Source organism: Cellvibrio sp. QJXJ (assembly GCF_024452345.1).
Taxonomy (GTDB): domain Bacteria; phylum Pseudomonadota; class Gammaproteobacteria; order Pseudomonadales; family Cellvibrionaceae; genus Cellvibrio.
Genome location: NZ_CP101662.1, coordinates 2931767 through 2952744, shown reverse-complemented (window position 1 = coordinate 2952744; position 20978 = coordinate 2931767). Strand labels below are relative to the sequence as shown.

Annotated in this window: 18 protein-coding genes; all 18 read left to right on the top strand. The window is 51.4% G+C overall.

Translation table 11 applies throughout. The annotated features are described in order from the left end of the window. Positions 1–464 precede the first annotated feature (464 nt). The 18 genes from gspC (at position 465) to NNX04_RS12805 (ending at position 20955) form a co-directional block, all read left to right on the top strand. Positions 465–1469 carry a type II secretion system protein GspC gene (gspC, locus tag NNX04_RS12890; protein ID WP_007639646.1) on the top strand — a complete coding sequence of 335 codons (1005 nt, stop codon included), beginning with the start codon at positions 465–467 and terminating at the stop codon, positions 1467–1469. 7 nt (positions 1470–1476) lie between these two features. Then, positions 1477–3543, top strand: coding sequence for a type II secretion system secretin GspD (gene gspD, locus NNX04_RS12885; RefSeq protein WP_261946028.1), 2067 nt, complete (start codon positions 1477–1479; stop codon positions 3541–3543). Continuing rightward, positions 3543–5081, top strand: coding sequence for a type II secretion system ATPase GspE (gspE, locus tag NNX04_RS12880; RefSeq protein WP_151054750.1), 1539 nt, complete (start codon positions 3543–3545; stop codon positions 5079–5081). Before gspD ends, gspE begins: the two co-directional genes overlap by 1 nt. 10 nt (positions 5082–5091) lie before the next feature. Next, the gene (gene gspF, locus NNX04_RS12875) at positions 5092–6327 is read left to right on the top strand and encodes a type II secretion system inner membrane protein GspF (protein WP_261946027.1); all 1236 of its coding nucleotides are present in this window, start codon (positions 5092–5094) and stop codon (positions 6325–6327) included. Positions 6328–6370: 43 nt separating this feature from the next. Next, the gene (gspG, locus tag NNX04_RS12870; RefSeq protein ID WP_007639658.1) at positions 6371–6832 is read left to right on the top strand and encodes a type II secretion system major pseudopilin GspG; all 462 of its coding nucleotides are present in this window, start codon (positions 6371–6373) and stop codon (positions 6830–6832) included. A gap of 27 nt (positions 6833–6859) precedes the next feature. Beyond that, positions 6860–7432, top strand: coding sequence for a prepilin-type N-terminal cleavage/methylation domain-containing protein (locus NNX04_RS12865; protein ID WP_261946026.1), 573 nt, complete (start codon positions 6860–6862; stop codon positions 7430–7432). Further along, positions 7429–7911, top strand: coding sequence for a type II secretion system minor pseudopilin GspI (gene gspI, locus NNX04_RS12860; RefSeq protein ID WP_007639661.1), 483 nt, complete (start codon positions 7429–7431; stop codon positions 7909–7911). Before NNX04_RS12865 ends, gspI begins: the two co-directional genes overlap by 4 nt. Continuing rightward, positions 7889–8590, top strand: a complete 702-nt coding sequence (gspJ, locus tag NNX04_RS12855) for a type II secretion system minor pseudopilin GspJ (protein ID WP_261946025.1) — start codon at positions 7889–7891, stop codon at positions 8588–8590. Before gspI ends, gspJ begins: the two co-directional genes overlap by 23 nt. Continuing rightward, on the top strand, positions 8559–9716 hold the full coding sequence (gene gspK / locus NNX04_RS12850) for a type II secretion system minor pseudopilin GspK (RefSeq protein ID WP_261946024.1): 1158 nt from the start codon (positions 8559–8561) through the stop codon (positions 9714–9716). The genes gspJ and gspK overlap by 32 nt, the downstream gene beginning before the upstream one ends. Before the next feature lie 45 nt (positions 9717–9761). Next, entirely contained in the window at positions 9762–11033 is a 1272-nt protein-coding gene (gene gspL, locus NNX04_RS12845) for a type II secretion system protein GspL (RefSeq protein ID WP_261946023.1), read from the top strand. A 9-nt stretch (positions 11034–11042) separates the two neighbouring features. Further along, entirely contained in the window at positions 11043–11519 is a 477-nt protein-coding gene (gene gspM / locus NNX04_RS12840) for a type II secretion system protein GspM (RefSeq protein ID WP_007639665.1), read from the top strand. A 61-nt stretch (positions 11520–11580) separates the two neighbouring features. Further along, positions 11581–12375, top strand: a complete 795-nt coding sequence (locus tag NNX04_RS12835; protein WP_261946022.1) for a type II secretion system protein N — start codon at positions 11581–11583, stop codon at positions 12373–12375. A gap of 842 nt (positions 12376–13217) precedes the next feature. Continuing rightward, positions 13218–14192 carry an FAD:protein FMN transferase gene (locus NNX04_RS12830; protein ID WP_261946021.1) on the top strand — a complete coding sequence of 325 codons (975 nt, stop codon included), beginning with the start codon at positions 13218–13220 and terminating at the stop codon, positions 14190–14192. A gap of 319 nt (positions 14193–14511) precedes the next feature. Further along, on the top strand, positions 14512–15060 hold the full coding sequence (locus tag NNX04_RS12825; RefSeq protein WP_225318500.1) for an AraC family transcriptional regulator: 549 nt from the start codon (positions 14512–14514) through the stop codon (positions 15058–15060). Continuing rightward, the gene (locus tag NNX04_RS12820) at positions 15060–17006 is read left to right on the top strand and encodes a hypothetical protein (protein WP_261946020.1); all 1947 of its coding nucleotides are present in this window, start codon (positions 15060–15062) and stop codon (positions 17004–17006) included. Before NNX04_RS12825 ends, NNX04_RS12820 begins: the two co-directional genes overlap by 1 nt. Next, on the top strand, positions 17003–19867 hold the full coding sequence (locus NNX04_RS12815) for a tetratricopeptide repeat protein (protein WP_261946019.1): 2865 nt from the start codon (positions 17003–17005) through the stop codon (positions 19865–19867). Before NNX04_RS12820 ends, NNX04_RS12815 begins: the two co-directional genes overlap by 4 nt. After that, entirely contained in the window at positions 19854–20594 is a 741-nt protein-coding gene (locus NNX04_RS12810) for a tetratricopeptide repeat protein (protein ID WP_261946018.1), read from the top strand. The genes NNX04_RS12815 and NNX04_RS12810 overlap by 14 nt, the downstream gene beginning before the upstream one ends. After that, positions 20587–20955, top strand: coding sequence for a hypothetical protein (locus NNX04_RS12805; protein ID WP_007639689.1), 369 nt, complete (start codon positions 20587–20589; stop codon positions 20953–20955). Before NNX04_RS12810 ends, NNX04_RS12805 begins: the two co-directional genes overlap by 8 nt. The last annotated feature ends 23 nt before the right edge of the window (positions 20956–20978 follow it).

The following is a 20978-nucleotide window of genomic DNA, read 5'->3' as shown; positions in this document are numbered from 1 at the left end:
GTGCGATATCTCTTACAAAACTTGCAGAGCTTAGCCACTATAAACTGACGCCTCATTCATCAATAATGACAGTCATTGGAGTTTGTCGCAGGATGCGACAGTCGCAAGGAGTTGAATGGAATAGAGCATCCCGTATTGCCAAGGTATGGCCTTCATCCTGTAAAAGCCCTGATTGCCCCCTTAAGCAGTCGGGGTTTTTCGTTTTCACCCTTCATTTTTGTGCCCTGTGTCGCATATTCTCGCTCGCCTGCAACTTCCTTTGTGATTCATTATCCAATTAAGGCCAAAAAGGCTTATCGCGCCATGTTTTACGGGCTTGTAGGACTATTTCGCTTTTGTAATATGGATGGAGTAGAATCCCGTGGCTTTGATAATCATAACGCACTAAGCTTTTGATACGACTGACAATTGCCATTCCCAACTCATTCCTGTCGTCAGCCAGCGTGAAGGACTCAGTCATACCCATGCAAGATAGATTGCAATCGAACAGAGCTGTTTTTGAGCAGCGCACTGCCCAGTTGGAAGTTCAGCTGCGCCGTTTCTTTGCGCTTTTAAACCGCATCCCCCTGCAGCGCTGGCAATGGCTGGTTATGCTGTTATTAGTCATTTGGTTAAGCCACAGCCTTGCGCGCTTGCTGTGGCTGGTAGTGCCAGCACCCGAAATTCCTCCTGCCAGTGTGTCCCTGCTTGCGATCCAGGCGGATTCAGGTTCTACGACCACCGAGGCAGTCAATATTACCCAATTAAAATCCCTTGCCCCTTTCGGTGATGTAGCCGCTGCACCGCCCGTAGAACAGGCGCCAGCAGTGGTGAGCGACATAGAAGCCAGCAGCGATACCCAGCTTAATCTGGTGTTGCGCGGGGTGATTGGCAGCAGTACCGAATCGGCGGCGCGTGCGATTATTGTGGCGGGCGATAAAGCCGATGTTTACGCCGTAGGTGATACCTTGCCCGTGGGTAACAAGGTCACCCTCGCCAAGGTGTTGGATGTGCGCGTGATTATCAACAACAACGGCAGCTTTGAATCGCTGTGGATGTTCAAAGATGATCCCAATGCCCCTAAATTAACCAGCAGTTATTCTGCGCCACCAGCGCAAGATAACAGTGCAGCCAACTTCCAGCCGCCGTCACTTACTGGTGATAAAAGCCCGGTATACGATTCGCCGTCGGCAGCGGCTGAGCCTTCAATGGCGCAGGTGACCAAAACCCTGGCGGATGTGGTGGCGATGAGTATTTACCGCGAGGGCGGTCAGGTGGTGGGTTATAAAATTCGCCCCGGACGCAATGCGGAGCTCTTTGATGCCTTGGGCTTGCAGGCTGACGATATAGTGACGGCTGTCAATGGGGTGCCGCTCAGCGCGCCCGGCAAGGTTATGGAAATATATAAAAGTATGGGTAGTGCCACCTCAGCGAATCTCGAAATCAGACGCGGTGGCAGTACAGTTAACCTAGACGTAATGCTCAAGTGAGGTTTTTGTGATCCGGTTTCATGGTCGTGACAATAACAAGATCATCTTTCGCAAAGCAGTGGGGCGCCTGCTGCTTGCGGCGTTGATCAGCGTGAGTGGCACCTCACTAGCCCAGGTACAGGCAGTTGAGGGTCAGGGTGAAATGCGCTGGTCGGTCAACTTTAACGATACCGATATTCAGGATGTGATCAAATCCATCGCGGGCTTGACCGGTAAAACCATCATCATTGACCCCAAGGTACGCGGTCCAATCAAGGTGATAAATACCCGTCCACTGAATGCCAAAGAGTTGTATGAGCTCTTCCTTGCCTCATTGGATGTGCATGGTTTTACCGCGGTGGAGAGTGGCAATATTGTGCGTGTCGTAATGAACCGCGATGCTCGCCAGTTTGCTATACCCACCGAAAATAGTATTAAAGATCGCGATGACCTGTATATCACCCAGGTGATTCCGCTGAAAAATACCAGCGCCGCCAAAATTCTCGCCGCATTGCGCCCGCTGGTGCCGCAATACGGTCACCTCACCACCTATGAACCGAGCAACGCGCTGATCATTACCGATACCCGTGCCAATGCGGCGCGGATCAGCGAGTTGGTTGTACAGCTCGATAAAATCGGCATTACCCACACTGATGTCATTCCGCTGCGCTACGCCAATGCGGCTGATGTGGTGGCGATGCTCACCCAGCTGGAAAAACCCGATCCCAACCGCGGTATGACTACCGCACCACCGGTAATTGTTGCCGATAAGCGCACCAATGCCGTTGTTGTGAGTGGTGATGACCTAACCCGTCAGCGCCTCAAGTTTTTGATCGATGATCTGGATCGTCCGCAATCTAAAAACAGTAATGTACGCGTTGTTTATTTGAAGTATGCAAAAGCTATGGAGGTCTCGAATGTGCTTTCGAGTCTGCTGCAAAGTATAGGGCCGGGTAAGCAAACTGAAGGTGTGCCTGCCAATGCTGCCCAACCTGCAGTTCAGGCCGATGAGGCAACCAATTCTGTATTGATCACGGCTGATGTCGACACAATGGACACTTTATTGTCCATTGTGGACAGCTTGGATATCCGCCGTGCCCAAGTATTAGTGGAGGCAATTATTGTCGAAATTACGGGTAGTAACGCTAAAGAAATTGGCGTTGAATGGATGTATCAGTCTGATGACTCTGGCTTTGGTGGATCCACCTCTGGTGGCGCGCTTGGCACAGTTGCAGCTCCTGCATTAAATATGCTTGAGAACCCTGATGATAATGCAGCACTCGCGGCTCTAGCGGGTGGCATAAACTCAGTGGGTGCTCCAGTATTTGGAATAGGGCGCTTGGGTGAAAATGTCAGTTTTCTCAGCGTGTTGAAGTTACTCCAAACGACAGAATCTACCAATATTCTTTCGACGCCCAGCTTGCTGACTACCGATAACAGTGAAGCATCTATTCTGGTTGGGCAGCAGGTTCCTTTTGTTACTGGTTCCTATACGAGTGCCAACACAGGAGGCAATAACGGCGTCAATTCTTTTTCCAGTCCATTCAATACGGTCAATCGTGAAGATGTAGGTATCAAGCTGAAAGTCACTCCGCATATCAATGAGGGGGACAGCATGGTGTTGGATATAGAGCAGGAGATATCCTCTGTAATTGGTAATACCCAGAACTCACCAAATGGGCCAACCACCAGTAAACGTGAAATTAAAACCCAAATTCTTGCTGGTGATGGTCAAACAGTTGTTTTAGGTGGGTTGATTGAGGATCAGATCAATAAGGGTGATCAACGTGTTCCTGTTTTGGGTAGCATTCCTGTGCTCGGGCATTTGTTTCGCTCTCAGAGTGCCACTAAACGAAAAACAAATCTTTTAATTTTCCTTAAATCTACGATTATTCGTGATGACCGTGTTTTGAGTGGCGCAACAGCAGAAAAATATCAGACAATTCGTGAGCAGCAAGTCGAAACGCGTCGCACAAAAGGAATATTGTTAAATAACAGCGACATTCCAGTCTTGCCCGAATGGGAAGAACAGATTGAACGCTATCGCCAATCACTACCTGCAGAAGCCGATTCCACTGAGGCTACAGGGGAGTGATGGTGAACGAGCACTTAGAACAAGCGCTGCCGCTGGATGAGCAGGCCATAGTTCCTGAGCCTGCCGTTTATGAGCGCCTACCTTTCGGTTATGCGTCTGCCCACGGCGTCATGCTTGATGAGACTGAGGCCGATGGTCTGCCGCGAGTCCTGCACAAACCGGGCTTGACCCTGGAAGTATTGCTGGAGCTGCAGCGCATTTTGGGGCCAGCCCTGCAATTTGAAGAATTGCCCGCCGAAGATTTCCAAAAGCGTTTGACCCGCGAATACCAAAGCGGAGATGGCGCCGCCCAGCGCGCCGCCGAGGACCTGGGTAATGAGTTTGATTTGTCATCCATGGCCGACGACTTGGCCGACCGCACTGACTTGCTCGCAGGCGATGATGACGCGCCAATTATCCGTCTAATCAACGCCATCCTCTCGCAAGCGGTGCGTGAAGGCGCTTCCGATATCCACCTTGAACCCTTTGAAGACCGGGTATCTGTGCGCTTTCGTATCGATGGGGTATTGACCGAAGTGCTCTCACCCAAAGCCGAATTGGCACCGGTGCTGGTCTCGCGTTTGAAGGTAATGGCGCGCCTCGATATCGCCGAAAAACGTCTGCCGCAGGATGGTCGTATCACCGTGCGCCTCGCCGGTCACGCGGTGGATATCCGGGTATCGACAATCCCTTCCGCTTTTGGTGAGCGCATCGTATTGCGTCTGCTCGATCAGGCCGCTGGCCAGTTGCGCCTGGAGCAGCTGCAAATGCCGCAACTGGTCTATGAGCGCCTCACCAAAAACCTGCTCAAGCCACACGGTATTATTTTGGTAACCGGCCCTACCGGTTCGGGGAAAACCACTACGCTCTATGCGGGCTTGAGCCACATCAATACCCGCAGTCGCAACATTTTGACGATTGAAGATCCGGTCGAATACCTGCTGCCCGGCATAGGTCAAACCCAGGTAAATACCAAAGTCGATATGACCTTTGCCCGCGGTCTGCGCGCTATATTGCGACAAGACCCGGACGTGGTGATGGTGGGTGAGATCCGCGACGGCGAAACCGCTGAAATTGCGATTCAAGCATCCTTAACCGGTCACTTGGTACTTTCGACGTTGCACACCAATACTGCCATTGGCGCGGTGTTGCGTTTAAAAGACATGGGCGTTGAGCCCTTCTTGCTCGCGTCGAGTCTGGAAGTGGTGATGGCGCAGCGTTTGGTGCGTGTGCTTTGCTCACACTGTAAAGAAACCTACCTACCGAGTGATGCGGAGCGCGATATGCTCAAGCTGCCGGCGGATACCTCTATTTGGCGTCCGGCGCCGAGTGGTTGTAAGCATTGCAATCATCAGGGGTATCGTGGACGGAAAGGTATTTATGAGCTGATTGAAATCAGCGAGCGCCTACGTCACCTGATTCACGAACAAGCTGGCGAGCAGGAACTATTGGCGGAGGCGCGTAAACACAGTCCATCCATGAGCGACGATGGCCGGCAATGTGTCCTTAATGGCATCACCAGCATTGAAGAAGTGCTGCGTGTGACGACACAACTGTAAGGACGCAAACATGGGTGCCTACAGTTACAAAGCGCTGAACGATGAGGGTAAAACCGTTAAGGGAATTCTCGAAGGGGATTCCGAACGGCATATCCGCACGCAATTGCGCGCTAAAAAGCTCAAACCCTTGGAAGTGCTCAGTGCGGGCAATGAGGCCCAAGCCACTGCCGGTGAGGGATTGGATGTTGCGGCCTGGTCGCGCCGTCGCGCCAGTCGCTTGAGTACACGCGAATTAAGTCTTATCACCCGCCAGTTGGCCTCATTGGTTAAGTCTGGTCTGCCGCTCGATGAAGCCCTGCATGCCACCGCCAAACAATCGCAAAAAGCCAATGTAAAACGGGTAGTGTTGCAGGTACGCACCAAAGTGTTGGAGGGGTTTAGCTTGGCGCAGGCTCTGGGCGATAACCCGGTGGCATTTAACGATATGTATCGCGCACTGGTGCGTGCCGGTGAAGGCTCAGGCTATTTAAGCCCGGTATTGGAGCGGTTGGCGGATTACACCCAAACCAGCCAGCAGCTGCAGCAGCGGATCAAAATGGCAATGATCTACCCGATTGTGATGCTGGTGGTCAGCCTCGCCGTGATCATCGCGCTGATGGTGCTGGTAGTACCCAAGCTGGTTAAAATTTTTGAGCAGGGCAAACGCGAGTTACCCGCCTTGACTGAGGGCCTTATCGCCACCAGTGAGTTTTTGCTGAACTACGGCGTTTATTTATTTGTCGCTTTGATCGGGCTCTATTTTTTCATTAAACACCTGATGCGCGACCCTAAACGCTTGCGTGCCTGGCACGTGGTGCAATTGAAGTTGCCGGTAATTGGTGAGTTGGTGAAGCAGATAAACTCGGCGCGTTTTGCCGCCACTTTGAGTTTGTTATCGGCCAGTGGCGTGCCGCTGTTGCAGGCACTCAATATTTCCGGCCAGGTGATGACCAATAAAATTCTGCAAGAGGCCTGTGACCAAGTTGCCGCCGCGGTGCGCGAGGGCATGAGTTTAAGCCGTGCACTGGAAAATACGGGCCATTTTCCACCCTTGCTGGTGCAGTTAGTGGCCAGTGGCGAAACCAACGGCACCTTACCGCAACAGCTGGACAACGCCTCCAAAGATCAGGAGCGCGAGCTGGAAATGATGCTGGGGGTCGCCATGGGCTTATTGGAACCGGCCACGATTATTTTTATGGGTGGGGCTGTGTGCGTCATTGTATTAGCGATCCTCACCCCGATTTTTGAAATGACCAAGCTGGGTTAATACCCGGTGATACTAACAACAAGCGATATTCCAGGAGTGTTATATGAATAAAGTAATGCAACCAATGGCCATGAAAAGTCGGATGCGCCAAGCGGGTTTTACGCTGGTGGAAATCATGGTGGTGGTAATTATTATCGGCTTGCTAGCCGGTATTGTGGTACCCAACGTGATGGACAACCTGGATAAGGCCAACGTACAGAAAGCCCGCGCCGATTTTAGTTCGCTGCAGACCGCGCTCAAGCTCTACCGCATCGACAACTTTAACTTCCCGACCACCGAGCAAGGGTTGGAAGCGCTGGTGACCAAGACGTCTATCGCCCCGGTGCCGCGCAACTTTAAGTCCAGTGGATATATCGATTCGCTGTCAAAAGACCCTTGGGGCAATGACTACCAATACATGAGTCCGGCAGATGGTCGCGAATACGACATTTATAGTTTGGGCGCAGACGGCGTGACGGGCGGTGAAGGCCAGAATGCCGACATTAGTGTATGGGATGAGCAGTAACCACCGCGCGCCCCGGACCTGACAGTTGTGAGCCGCCACGAGCAGGGTTTTACCCTTATCGAAATTATTTTTGTCGTCTTTATTATCGGCATGGCGGTAAGTGTGATTTCTATATCCGTGGGCGGAAATGCGCTGGCCGAGCGCAGTAAAAAAGAGGCGGAAACGTTTTTGCTGCAGGCCGGTTATGTCGCTGAGCAATCAGTGCTCAAAGGCGAAACACACGGCCTGTTTGTAGAGCTGCGTCCCCCACAGGATATTGATGCCCTGGCGCAGTGGTGTTATCAGTGGCAGCGGGTGCGCGATAGTCAGTGGCAGGCCGTACCCGAGTTGCCCCAGCACTGTCTTGATGAAGGTTTGGTGCTTGAGTTTTATATCGATGAAGAGCTGTGGGAATACGACCCCGAGCTTGAATATCAGGAACCGGTACTGGGTTTTTTTCCCAGTGGCGACGCCTCTGGTGTGGTTGAAATCAGTTTGTTTGTCGATCAACTGCAAGGCGATGGCGACGAAGAAACCCAGCGTTTTGAACTGGATATCAGCGGTGAATTGCGCTGGATCAATGAAGAAAAACGCCTGGAAGAGGAGTCTCGTGGGCGATGAAATCTTCTGTTGCGCGTATTTTTCGCACTCGTCAGGAGCGCGGGTTTACCCTGCTGGAGGCGATGATTGCGCTGATGATTGTGGCTATGGCGCTGCCGGCATTAATCACGCTGGTGATGACCCAGTTGGATGGCTCCGCCGCGATCCGCGATAAAACCTATGCCTATTGGGTGGCAGAAAATGAACTTGCCCGCGTGCGCCTGCTGCAACAGCAAAAAGCGAAAAAGGCACTAGCGAGTTACCAATTGCCCGAAAAAGATTCCGGTGTGGTTGATTTGGCTGGCCTGCGCTGGCAATGGCAGTTAACCACCCTCGCGCTGGATACCTTGCCCGTGCAGGGCTTTAAACGGGTTGAAATTGCGGTGCGTTTGATGGGGCCTGCCGATGGTGTTTCGCTCGGTTCTGCCATGGTGGATCAGGATCAACCAGCGCTGGCACGCTTGACGGGGTATATCAGTGATCCTGAAATTGTGCAGTAAACATCGCCCTTTGGCGCAGCGCGGTTTTACCCTGCTCGAAGTGATGATCGCACTGGTTATTTCGGCGCTGATTGCGGTAATGGCGTTTCAGTCGCTGGATGCGGCGGATAAAGGTGCCCAGCGCACCAATGAAGTATTGGATGAAATTAATCGTCTCGATCGCGCTTGGCAGATTATTGCTGCCGATTTGCGCCATGTGCAAATGCCGCTGGCCAATGATCAAAATGCGCTGTTTCAAGGCGAGAGTCTGCGCTCCTCCGGTGAAAATGCCGATCAGCCTGTGCTGTTTTTCAAGCGGCGCGGTTGGGTCAATTTTGCCAACTTGCCGCGCAGCGATTTACAGCTAATCAGTTACCGTGTGGTGGAGGGCAAGTTGTGGCGCGATTTTATGCCCGAATACAACCGCGCATTGGCAGATATCGAGATGGAAGACGATGCCTTTCATCAGTTGTTGCTGAATGACGTCGATGATCTGCAGCTGCGTTTTTTGCATCAGGGGATCATCACCTCCAAGGGCAAAAGTGCGCTCGAAGGGCGCGAATATGCGGACGATTGGCTACAGCAGTGGCCGGATAGCAGTTTACAAGGTGCCGGCGGCTTGCCGTTGGCGGTAGAAATTACTATCGATATCAAAGGAGTAGGGCCCAGTGTGCGTCTCTTTGCCCTGCCAGAACAATAATCGCGCCGCGTTGCACACGTTGATTGGTATGCGGCGCACTCTTGTTGATGGGCAGCGCGGCACCGTGTTGGTGCTGGTATTGTTGATTGTGGCGCTGGTGGCGGCGCTGAGTGTGAAATTTGCTGCCCAATACCAACTGGGTTTGGCGCGTGCCGAATCGCGTTGGCATGGTGCCCAGGCGCGGGCCTTTTTGGAGGGGACGGAAGAGGTCGCCAAGCTGATGTTCAGTGTCGCCGATAACGACCCCAATATTGATTTTCTCGGCGAAGACTGGAACGCTCAAGTACCGATTGAAGACGATGAGGTGAGTGGGGTTGCGCAGCTGGTGGATGCGAGCGCACAGTTCAATTTAAATGATTTGCTGACGCCGCTGGTGGCGGACAAACCCATCAGCGATGCCGAGCGCTACTCGGAACCACAGCGCCGTTTTATCCGCTTGCTGCAGACTTTTCCCGATCTGCCACTCAATCAGAATGAAGCCGAGTACCTGCTCGAAGCGGTGCTGGATTGGATTGATGGCGACGACATCGAAGCGGGCATGGGTGGTGCCGAGTCCAATTATTATCAAGGGTTGAAAAACGGTTATCTGCCTGCCAATGCACCCTTTAAGTCGGTCGATGAGTTGCGGCTGGTGCGCGGTTTTAACGAACTGCCGCAGCTGGTTATGCGTTTGCAGCCGTTTATCACCGCCCTGCCGGGTGACAAGGTGGGCATGAATGTGAACACCATCGAGGCGATCAGCCCGTTTGGGGATGGCATCAACAACTTGTTGTTGACGCTTAATGACGCCAATAATTTGGAGCCATTGAGCCCCTCAGAGGCGGAGCAATTTATTGCTGATCGCCCCGAAACCGGTTTTGCCGAGCCTGGGGTTATCAGTGAAAGCTGGAACAAGTTGTTTTCCGGTCGAAACTTGGTACTGGATGGGCTGACGGTAAAAACCGATTACTTTTGGCTCAATGCAACGGTGCAGTTGGTGGATCAGCGCCGCAGTATGCGCACCCTCATGCAGCGCGGTGAAAATAATAGCCTTAAGGCCATCCAGCGCGATGATGTGTTTGAGTTGCCCAGCTCGGTGCGCAATGAGCGGGACAAAAACAGTGACAAGACCGAGTTGGTCGATTAAGTCGCAATCCATAATCCGTTTTTGAATGCAGAGTTAGAGCAAATTATGTCCATGCAATTGGTGCTCTCCGTAAATACTTCCGACGACGGCAAAAGCCTCGCGGATAGCTTTCGTTGGTGTTGGCTTGAGGCCGACGGTACGCCAGCGAATGATTCTGTGGCCAGTGGCGATCGCGAGGCGCTGCGTGCAGCGGTTAGCAGTCAGGTAGTAAGCCCGCTCAGTACCTGGGTGATATTGCCCGGTAGTCGCGTCAATACCCGCCAACTTGAATACAGCGATAAAGAAAAGAAACATCTGCGCAACCTCCTACCGTTCCAACTGGAGGATTCGGTGGTGGGCGATGTGGAAGACTTGCACTTTGCGCTGGGCACACCTGCCGATGGCAAAGTGGTTGTCGCCTATGCCGATAAAACCTGGCTGCAAGCGGCCTTTGCCGAACTGGCGGCGCTGGGGATTGAGGTTACCCGTTGCTGGAGTGCACCGCTAACCCAACCGCTGGCATTAGATGCAATCACCCAGCCCGGCAATCATTGGACTCTGGGGTTGTTTGAAGGCCAACTGCATTTACGCTACCTGCCGACCATGGGGTTTAGTGTCGCCTATGCTCAGGGCCGCCTTGCATTACAGATGTTGCTTGCCGATCAGGTGCGCGGTGAGCAATTACCTGCGCTGCACTTGCGCGCGGCCAGTGAGCAGGATCTGGCCGCATTGGTGGAGATGATTCCCGCCGGTTTGCATGAGCAAATTGCCAGCCAAAGCCTTGCGGACCCCTGGGCATTGGATTTTAGTAATAGCTCTATCGACCTCTGCCAAGGGGATTTCTCCCAGCGTTTGCCCATTGAGCGCTGGTGGAAGTTGTGGCGCTCTATCGCTATTTTTGCCGGTGTTTGTGTGGCGGTTTACTTGGGCACCCTGCTGTATGAAATCCATAAATTGGGCGCCGAGAATTTGAAAATTCGTCAGCAAATCGAAGCTGCCGCGCGCATCGCTATTCCGCAAGGGCGGGTAGTGGATGCAGAAAAACAGTTGGCGACTATTTTGCGTCAAAGCCAGCCAGTGGGGCAGTCAACCAGTGTGATGGCGCTACTTGCGGTGGCTCTGCCGCAAATCGCCGAGGCTCCCACCGTCACTATCAAAGGGATTTCCTATGCGGGTGATACGGGTGAATTGAACATCAATATTCAGGCCGATACTTTTGGTGCCTTTGAAACCTTGAGCCAAAAAATTCGCGACCAAGGGCTTAATGCCGAAGTATTGAGTGCCAATGCCCAAGGCAATGTGCAATCGGCACGCCTCAAAGTCAGTAAAAATCCCTAGGGGCTTGTGATGAACCAGATATTTACCCTGCTCAATAAATACAACCGCCGCGAGCAAATGATGCTGCTGGCCTGTGCGTTGGCGGTAGCTGTCTATCTGCTGTGGCTGGTAGTGCTGACACCCATCCAGAACAAGCGCGATCAACTGCTGGCGGCTAATACAGCCTCTACCCAGGCCTTGGGTAAGGTGCAAATCATGGCGGCGCAAATCCAGCAAATGCGCAGTCAGGGCAATACTGCCAGCTCGGCCAATATCAGTGGGGTGATAGATTCATCGCTGCGCGCCAACGGCCTGAGCATGAGCGGTTTCAACCCTGGTGCCAATGGTGAAGTGCGGGTGCGGCTGGAGCGTGCACCCTATGACGCGCTGATGCAATGGCTGTATGAAATGGAGTTTAAGCAGGGGATTAGCGTGAGTGAACTATCTATTGCCGCAACTAATGATGTCGGTCAGGTCACTGTCAATCTGCGCCTGCAAAAACTTTGAGCCCTGCAGCGCTGCGCTTGATGCCAGCGCTAGTTGCCTGCCACCTACTTAAAAGATAATTATGAGCCGTATAACTGCACTACTGCTGTCGCGTAAAAAACTGTGGATTCCCCTGGGGGTTACGCTTTTTCTGGTCTTTGCGATTGCCAATATTCCGGCCATCTGGGGTGGCTATTTCCTCACCCGTGGCACCGGTTTGGCGCTCAGTGGTGTGACGGGCACCCTGTGGGATGGGCGCGCCAGCCTCGCCAGCCTGCGCACACCTACAAGGGAGTATTCGCTTGGCCAGTTGAGCTGGAAATTACAGCCCCTGTCGCTGTCGCTGTTATCTCCCTGCGCCAAGGTGACTACCCGCTTGCCGCAACAAGAGTTTGATGGCGAAATTTGTGCGACCGCGAGCGGTACTTTGCAGCTGCGCAATGCGGACGTCTTGGTGCCAGCGGCACTGGTACAAACCTACTTGCCCATTCCGATCCAGGGTCAGTTTTCTTCCCATATCGATCAACTGCAATTGCGCGGCAACGTACTGCAAGCACTCAAGGGCAAGCTGACCTGGAATGGCGCCCGGGTGAATACCGGCTCCAATTGGTTGGATATTGGGAGTTACGCGGCTGAGTTGTCCGACAATGGCAACAACGGTATCAAAGCCCAATTTTTCCAACTGGCCGGGCCAATGGATGTGAATTTGGCTGTCGAGCTAACAGCGCCCAGTGGTGGGCGGGTCAGTGGTGAAGTGGCCGCGCCCAAGGCCTTTTTTGAGTCGGCCAATGCAATCGATATGCTCGCCATGTTTGCACAGGAAGACCGGGTCGATGAACAGGGTAAAACCCACTATCGCGTTGACCTGAACCTTTAATACAAAATTGATACAGTGTTAGATTGTGTATTTGGTGGAGGCCTCATGTAGATTCAACGTCGATATGAGGTCGAGTATGCTTAATTAAATAATTAGTGGGCTATCGTTGTACAGCTTGATTTATTGCAAATAACAGAATAAAAATTTTTAAAAGTGAAGTTTGGGTGCGCTGTGAAATATTTTTCTGAATTTGTGAGTGATATTTTTCTTTTTTTTGGTAGAGTAAGCACACACCAAACTTTGAGTTACTCTTAAAAAATGGTGTATGGATCTTCATATATAAATTTCTATTAAGGATGTTTTTATGATTTATAAAAGAGTTTTGTTCTTACTGCTTTTGGCCGGATGTGGCATATCTAATTCTGCATTCGCGCAAGCCTACTGTTTTCAAGGAACTCATCCCTCTAATGTTGTAGCTGTTTCGTTAGTTGCAGACCAGAGGTGCGCAAGTAAATATGCATACAACGTTTCTAGCCCAAGTGAATATCTTCGAATTTGTGATATATCGAGGAGTCGTGCTAGAAGTATGGGGTGGGTAACTGTTGCTCAATCTAGTCATAGCGGTTTGTCTGGCTGTTCAATTCAAGGTACAGGTTTTAAACATACAATTAGACGACCAAAAAATGGTATGTGGATCTGCGACTCTACTGCACCGTCTGGCTTTAGAATACAAAGTAGTGTTTACGATACCAAGTGCAGCGTTAATAGTCTAAACAAGTCATTTAGTTATTACATTGTTTCTAATTGATACATAGCTGACATGACAACTAGCTTGGAAATGCTACATGTGTTCTGTAATAAAATAATTGGGGCGTAAGTCCCAATTATTTTATGGAAATTAGATGAAGTTAATTATTTTCTATGTAATATTTTTTAGTGGCTCAGCTTTAGCAAAATGGCACAGCGATGCACAGGATGTCATGGGTACCCGTGTCAGCCTCACATTCTGGCTGGAGGATGACGCCAAAGCCGCAATTGCGTTGGCGGCGGTAATGGCGGAAATGCACCGCATCGACCAGCATTTTAGCCCCTACATAACATCGAGCGAGTTATCGCGCGCCAATCAACAGGCGGTACTGGCCACAGCGGATAAACCCTTGGTAATTTCGCCAGAGCTGACCCGTCTGATTGATAAATCCCTGTATTACAGCCGTCTCACCGACGGCGCGTTTGATATCACCTTCGCCTCCCTGGCGCGCTATTACGATTACCGCAAAAGGCTTACGCCGAGCGAGGCACAACGTGCTGCACTCTTACCGGCAATTAACTATCGCTTGATTCATCTGGATAAACAGCAGCGCACGCTGTGGTTTGAACATCCGCAGTTGTACATAGACTTGGGCGGCATCGCCAAAGGTTATGCGGTGGATCGTGGAATCGCTATTTTGCGCAGTTATGGGGTTATGCACGCCAGTCTCAGCGCTGGTGGCGACAGCCGGGTACTGGGCGACAAACGTGGTCGCCCCTGGTTGGTTGGCATTAAAAATCCGCGCGCCGATGCTGTTGCGATCAGCCTGCCGCTCGACAATGTGGCGGTGTCCACCTCGGGCGATTACGAGCGCTACTTTATTGCCGACAGCGGCGAGCGCGTCCATCACATTATTAACCCGCGCACCGGTAAATCCACCTCGGGCGTCAACAGCGTGACCATTATCGGCCCGCAGGGGTTTGATACCGATCCGCTCTCCACCAGTGTGTTTGTGATGGGGCCGGAAAAAGGCTTGGCATTGATCAATAAATTGCCCGGTTTTGATGCGGTAATTATCACCAGTCAGGGCAAAGTGCTGTACAGCCAAGGGCTGGAAAATCCCCAATAAAATTGCACCAGCAAGCACTTAGCATTCTGGCAAAAACGCTCTAGGCTTTCAGGTGGCGAGTTGTTGTACAACCTGCGCGCAAATTGTTAGTTGGCGACATAAAACGTAACTCGTGGATTAAAAAAAGAAACACGTGCAACCCAAAAAGAAATTGAGGCGCCAGATCAACTGTGCTCGGTGTCACATTCAAAAAGTGAACGGGCTTCTAGAATGTGGCGCATTTACCGGTGTTGAATCAGTTGGTCTACAAAATGCTAAGGGCTTTCTGATTGCCGGGTGACGCCTCAGCGGCCATCCATCCATTCTTCGGAGATAGACCATGTTTCACCTCTTGCGCCACAGGCTTGCTATGGCTGGGTTATTTTTATTGATGGCAATTTGGGGGCAGTTAGTCGCGGGTAATGCCTGGGCGCAATCAGCAGCGCCAGCAACGGCAGGGCAGGTTGAATCGCTGAAAGAATCGGTGCTGACGCTAAACCGCGATTTACTTATTCTCGAAGAGGAATTGCTCTACCCGGCCAGCACCCAAATTGCGGTGTATGTTTCCATGGATCTGGGCCAGTATTTCGCCTTGGATGCCATCAAACTTGAAATCAACAATCAGTTAGTGGCAAGTGAGCTCTACACCGACAAACAAACCAACGCGCTGTTTCGCGGCGGGGTGCAGCGGTTGTATATCGGTAATTTAAAAAGCGGCGAACACGAAATCAGCGCGTTTTTTACCGGCCGTGGCCCGCAGCAGGATTACAAACGCGGCGCCAAGATCACGATCAATAAAAATCAGGAGCCGGTGGTGTTGGAATTAAAAATTGTCGACTCCACTGCACAGTTGCAACCTGAATTTTCAATCAAACAATGGCAGATGTAATGCGTCTGCTCCGCTGTCGATTACTGGCTCTGTTGGTGTCGCCGTTGCTTGCAACGGCGTTTTCCGTAGCGGCCGAGGAAAAGCCTAAAACTGCCGTAGCCGATTTGCGCTACGGCGTCGCACTTTTTCACTACTACCAACAGGATTACGTCAATGCCATCGCCGAATTAATGGTGGCAGATGCGCGCAACGGTATTCAGGGGCACAGCGATAATCCGGAGTTAATTGCCGGCGGCATCAGTCTCGCCTTCGGTATGCAAAATCACGCTGAATCGGTTTTCAGTCAAATCCTGCAGGACGAACGCCGCCCCCAATCAGTGCGCGATGCCGCTTGGTTTTATCTCGGCAAACTCTATTACACACGCGGCGATTGGGCCGCTGCCGAGCAAAGTTTTAATCGTGTCAGTGCCGATTTCAAACCAGCATTGCGCGCCCAACTGCAAGCTTTGCAAATCAATATTCGCATCCGTGACAAGCGCTACGCTGAACTCACGCCCAAAACCGTTGAGCAGAGTGAACTGCGTGGCTGGAATCCTTACGCACTGTATAACCTGGGTGCAGCGCATGCGCGCGAAGGTAATTTTACCCAGGCACAACTATTTTTTAATGCGCTGGCGGATATTGATATAGCCAAAGACCCGCGCACCCGCGCGACCCAGTGGGCACTGCAAGACAAATCCTCCACAGCGCTTGGTTATTCTTATCTCGCGGAAAAAAAATACGCGGCGGCGATTCGTGAATTTACCAAAGTGCGGCTCGATGGCATTTATGCCAATCAAGCGCTGCTGGGTTATGGCTGGGCCGCCGTGGCGCAAGAAGAGTACACCACCGCATTACAGCCCTGGCAATTATTGCGTTCGCGCAGTTTGATTTATCCCGCGGTGCAGGAATCGCTGCTCGCTTTACCTTTTGCCTACGAAAAATTAAATGCGCAGGGCGAAGCCGTCGCTGCTTATGAACTGGCGGAAGAATTATTAGCGCGTGAAATTCAATTAATTCGCGATATGCGCGCAACGCTAACAGAAGGTGAATTGCTCACTTTAATCGATGCCAAACCCATGGCCGCGGAAGAGGCGCGCAAGGCGTTGCAAAACGATGAGGAAGGGCAAGGACTCTCGGCAGTAATTGCTGATGATGGGCAAAACTGGTTGAAGCTCGATGGCACCAGCATTATCAAAACCCGCTCCGCGTACATGAGCGAATTATTTGCACAAACCCGTTTTCAAACGGCGGTTTTGGAGTTGCGCGATTTATTGCGTTTACAGCGCTTGTTGCAAAACTGGCAGCCAAAACTGATTGCTTATCGTGAACTGTTGTTGGAAAAACAAGCGCTACGCGGTCGCCAAGAGCAACAGCTAACCCAATCTGCTTTTGCGCTGCAGGCGCAACAGTTACAGCAGCGCCGCGATCAATTTGCCACACGTTTGCAGCAAATTATTGCAGCGGATGACTATCTCGCGTTGGCCGACGCCGATACCCGTGCACTGCAGGAGCGTGTTACCCGCGCCGGACAAACCATCGCGCGCATGCAAGCGGCAGGGCAACAAACCGATGAGCTGGCGCAGCGCCAAAAAATGTTTGCCGGAATTTTGTTGTGGCGAGCCGCGCAGCATTATCCTATCGCCCTGGCGGAGCAGCAGCGGGAACTTGCACAAATAGATAGCGCACTGGCGAGCGTGATCAAAACCCAAATCCATATCGATGAGATCACCGCCACCAGTTTGGATATCCAACCGGTATTGGCGCGCCTGCAAACGTTGCAGCAGGAAACAGCAACCCAGTTGCACGCCACCGAACAATTAATCGCGCAGCAAACCCGCGTATTGCGCGAGCAGGTGGATCAACAATTGGCGAGCCATGAAAAACGTTTGAAAAATTATTTGTCGCAAGCGCATCTTGCGGTCGCGCGTTTGTATGACGCGGAATTGCGGAGACAACCGGAATGAAGCGACTGCTTGGATTAATAATTATCGCTGGCATGCAACTGCAGGGTTGTAGCTACGTTGGCTTGGGCGATGATGGGCGCGGTAAAACCCTGGCCGATTTACCGGAAGCAAAATTGCCTGATAGCAAAGCAAAAGTTGCAGTATTGGATGTGGCGCGTATTGAACAAAGTTATCAGCGCGCGCTGTCAGTTGCCGATGACCCCAAACTGCGACAGCAAATTTTGGTGCGCCTGGCTGATTTGGAAATGGCGCGCAGTGAAAAGGCTCAGCTCGATGCTACCGACATGCGCCGCTTTTACGACAAGCCGGTCGCTATGTACAGCGAGCTACTTAAATTGCAAAGTGAAGGCGCGCAACCGGTTAATGGTATTGCCGCTGATCAATTGCGTTACAAGCTTGCCAAAGCCTTATCGTTGGATGGTCGTAATGACGAAGCGGCGCAAGTGCTTGATCAACTGGCTAATAACAATCCCGATTCCGGTTTTATGGCAGAAACTCAATTTCGGCGCGCGGAAAAATCGTTTGCCGATGGCGACTATGCCGCGGCTGAACGCAATTATGCGGCGGTGGTGAATGGTAGCAACCCCGAGCTAAAACAAAATGCACTTTATATGCGCGGTTGGGCGCAATTTAAACGCAGCGATTACGATCTGGCGCTCTTGTCATTTGCGCAGGTATTGGATCAACTATTGGGCAGCGCTGCCAACCCGGAACAAGTGGACGCAGTGCTTGGGGACATTGGTGCTTCCAAAGCGAATTTGGTGAAAGATACTTTACGCGTGATGGGGTTATCGCTGTCGTATCTTGAAGGTGCAAAATCCATCGTTAGTTTGCAAACTGAATTAGGTGGTCGCCGTCCCTATGAATATTTGTTGTACCAACAATTAGGTCAGTTATATCTCGAACAAAAACGTTTTACCGACAGTGCCGAAACCTATCAGCATTTTGTGCAACACAATCCCGATTCCGATTTTGCCCCCAGCTTTAGTATTAAAGTGATTGATGTTTATCAGGAAGGCGATTTCCCCAGTTTAATCCTGCCCGCAAAACAGGATTTTGTAGAACGGTATGGCATCAGCAGTTTTTATTGGACTAGCCGCAAAGGTGTGATAGGCAATAATTCACTTGCCTATTTGCATCAATCATTACAGGAATTGGCGCAGTTTGAACACGCGCAAGCACAAGCCTTAAAACCCAAAAATAATAGCGAAGCCATGCGCGCGTTTGCGCGTGCGGCAAAATGGTATCGCGAGTTTGTGCAAACCTTTGCCAAGGATGCACAAGTAGCAGAGATGACGTTTTTACTCGCCGAATGTTTAAATGAAGCGGGCGATTTGCCGGCGGCAATGGAAGCCTATGAGCAGGTTGCCTACGGTTATATGGATAAGCTGCGTGGCGCCGATGCCGGTTATGCAGCGATTTTATTGCCGCAACAATTAATTCAATCGGCGCGCAGTTTGCCGGATAACCGTCAGGAAGAATGGCAGCGTCGCAAAATTCAAAATGCATTAAATTTTGCCGATGTGTACAAAACTGATCCGCGCGCAGTCGTCGTCTTGGCGGAAGCCGCCAATGATTTGTTGCAACAGAATAGTTATGAAGACGCCAAACTGATTGCCGAGCGCGTAATCCAGTGGCAGCCGGCAGCTGAGGGTTCGCTGCTGTTTTCAAGCTGGCTGATTCTCGGCCACAGCCGTTTTGAAACCAAAGAATATGCCGCCGCTGAACAGGCCTACATGCAAGTGTTAAACCTCTTGCCTGCCTACGGTAAAAAACCGGGCGCACCCAGTGTGCAACAAGTGCAAGAGCGCATTGCCGCAAGTATTTATCAGCAAGCTGAAGCCAGCTTGACCTTTGGCGATAAAGATTCTGCCATCGCACAATTAATGCGCATCACCCAGCTCACACCCAATACCGAGATTGCAGCCAAAGCGCAGTACGATGCTGGTGTGTATTTAATTGAGCAGGAAAAATGGGCGCAGGCTGAAAATGTTTATTTGGGTTTTCGCAAAAAATATCCCAGTCATGCGCTAACCGCTACCTTGCCTGCCAAGATGGTGCTGATATATCAAAACCAAAATAAATGGCAACAAGCAGCGGATGAATTGGTGGTCATGGAGCGCACCAGCACCGATCCTGATGTTAAACGCCAGTCGCTCTATATGGGGGCCGAGCTGTATGAAAAATCCGGCAAGCGCGCGCAGGCGATTGAACAGTACCGTCGTTATGCAACCGAATACCCGCGCCCCTTGGCGAACAATTTAGAAGCGCAATTTAAATTGACCGAGTTGTATCGCGCCTCGGGTGAACGCGATAAACGTAATTATTGGCTGCAAAATATTATTAATAGCCATCAGCGTGCCGGCAGTGCCAAAACCGATCGCTCCACGTATCTGGCGGCCAGTGCACAAGCAGAATTAGCGCAGCCAGCTTACGATGAATTCTCGCGTATCCAACTCACCTTGCCACTTAAAAACAGTTTGCAGCGCAAACGCGCGGCCTTGGAAAAAGCACTCAAAGCGCAGGAACAAGTGCTGGGTTATGGCGTGGCTGAATTCACTACTGAGGCCAGTTTTAAAATCGGTGAAATTTATGCGCAGCTCAGCCGCGATTTAATGGCCTCACAGCGCCCCAAAGAATTGGATGAATTGGCCTTGGAGCAATACGAAATTTTGCTGGAAGAGCAGGCTTATCCCTTCGAAGAGAAAGCGATTGAAATTCATCAAGCCAATGCGCAGCGCAGTTGGAAAGGCACTTATGACAATGGTGTTAAACGCAGTTTTGATGCGCTCGCTAAACTGTTGCCCGCACGCTACAACAAAAGTGAAACCCGCGTGGAGGTGAGTAATGATATTCACTAAATACGCAGGCACATGGTTATTAATCGCCGTGGCAAGTTTATTGGTGGCCTGCTCTAACACTGCACCAAAAAAATCCAGCGGTGGAAAAAGTAAATCTGCTGCAGAGGAGTCTATCGCCGCGCCTGGTGCGAGTATTTTGCCGGCGGGTCCCGCTACGCCGAATCCCTATTTACAAAACAAACCCTCGGTGAGTCGCGAACTCAACCAGCAATTTGTGGATGCCACTCGCGCCATGCGCAACAAACAGTGGGCACAGGCGGAGGGCTTACTGCAAAAAATTATCACCGCTAACCCAAAGCTGTCGGGCGCGCATTTGAATTTGGGGTTGGTGTATCGCGCGCAACAGGAAAACAAACGTGCAGCTCAGGCATTCAGCGATGCAATCGCCGCTAACCATACAAACCTGGATGCCTACAATCAGTTGGCAATCCTGCAGCGCGAGTCAGGGGATTTTGCGGCAGCAGAGAGCAATTACAAAAAAGCACTGAGCGTTTGGCCTTATCACGCCGAGAGCCATAAAAATATCGCCATACTTTACGATTTGTACCTGGGTAAAAGCGCGGAAGCACTACCGCACTATGAGGCCTATTTAGAATTGATCGGCGGTGAGGATAAACAAGCCAAAAGTTGGATTGCTGATTTGCAGCGTCGCCTGGGTATTACCGCTAAACCGAAAGCTGCGGTGGAGGCTGCTCCGGCAGCGGTTGAGGGTGAGAGCAATGAATAAATTATTTCTCGCGTTAGTGATGTGTTGGTCTTTTGCGACAATCGCGCAAGAGGCTGTTCAAGAGCCAATTGATCAGGAGCAAGCAGTTCCAGAACAAACGTCGCCGCAACAGCCAACAGAAAATACGGCGCCGAGAAATTCTGCAGCTATCGGTGAGGCGAATATTAATTTGCGCACCACCGTCACCGGCAATCAGGAACAGCCGCGAGTGATGTATATTCTGCCCTGGCAATCACCGCTCAGCCCCGAATTGGAAATGGAAATGTTGGGTAGCGAAGCAGATTCAGTGTTTGGACATTTGGAACGCGATGAATTACAGCGTCATTTGGAAGCAGCGGGCGAGTTTGACGCTGCGCAATAATCAATTCATTTTTTAATTACATT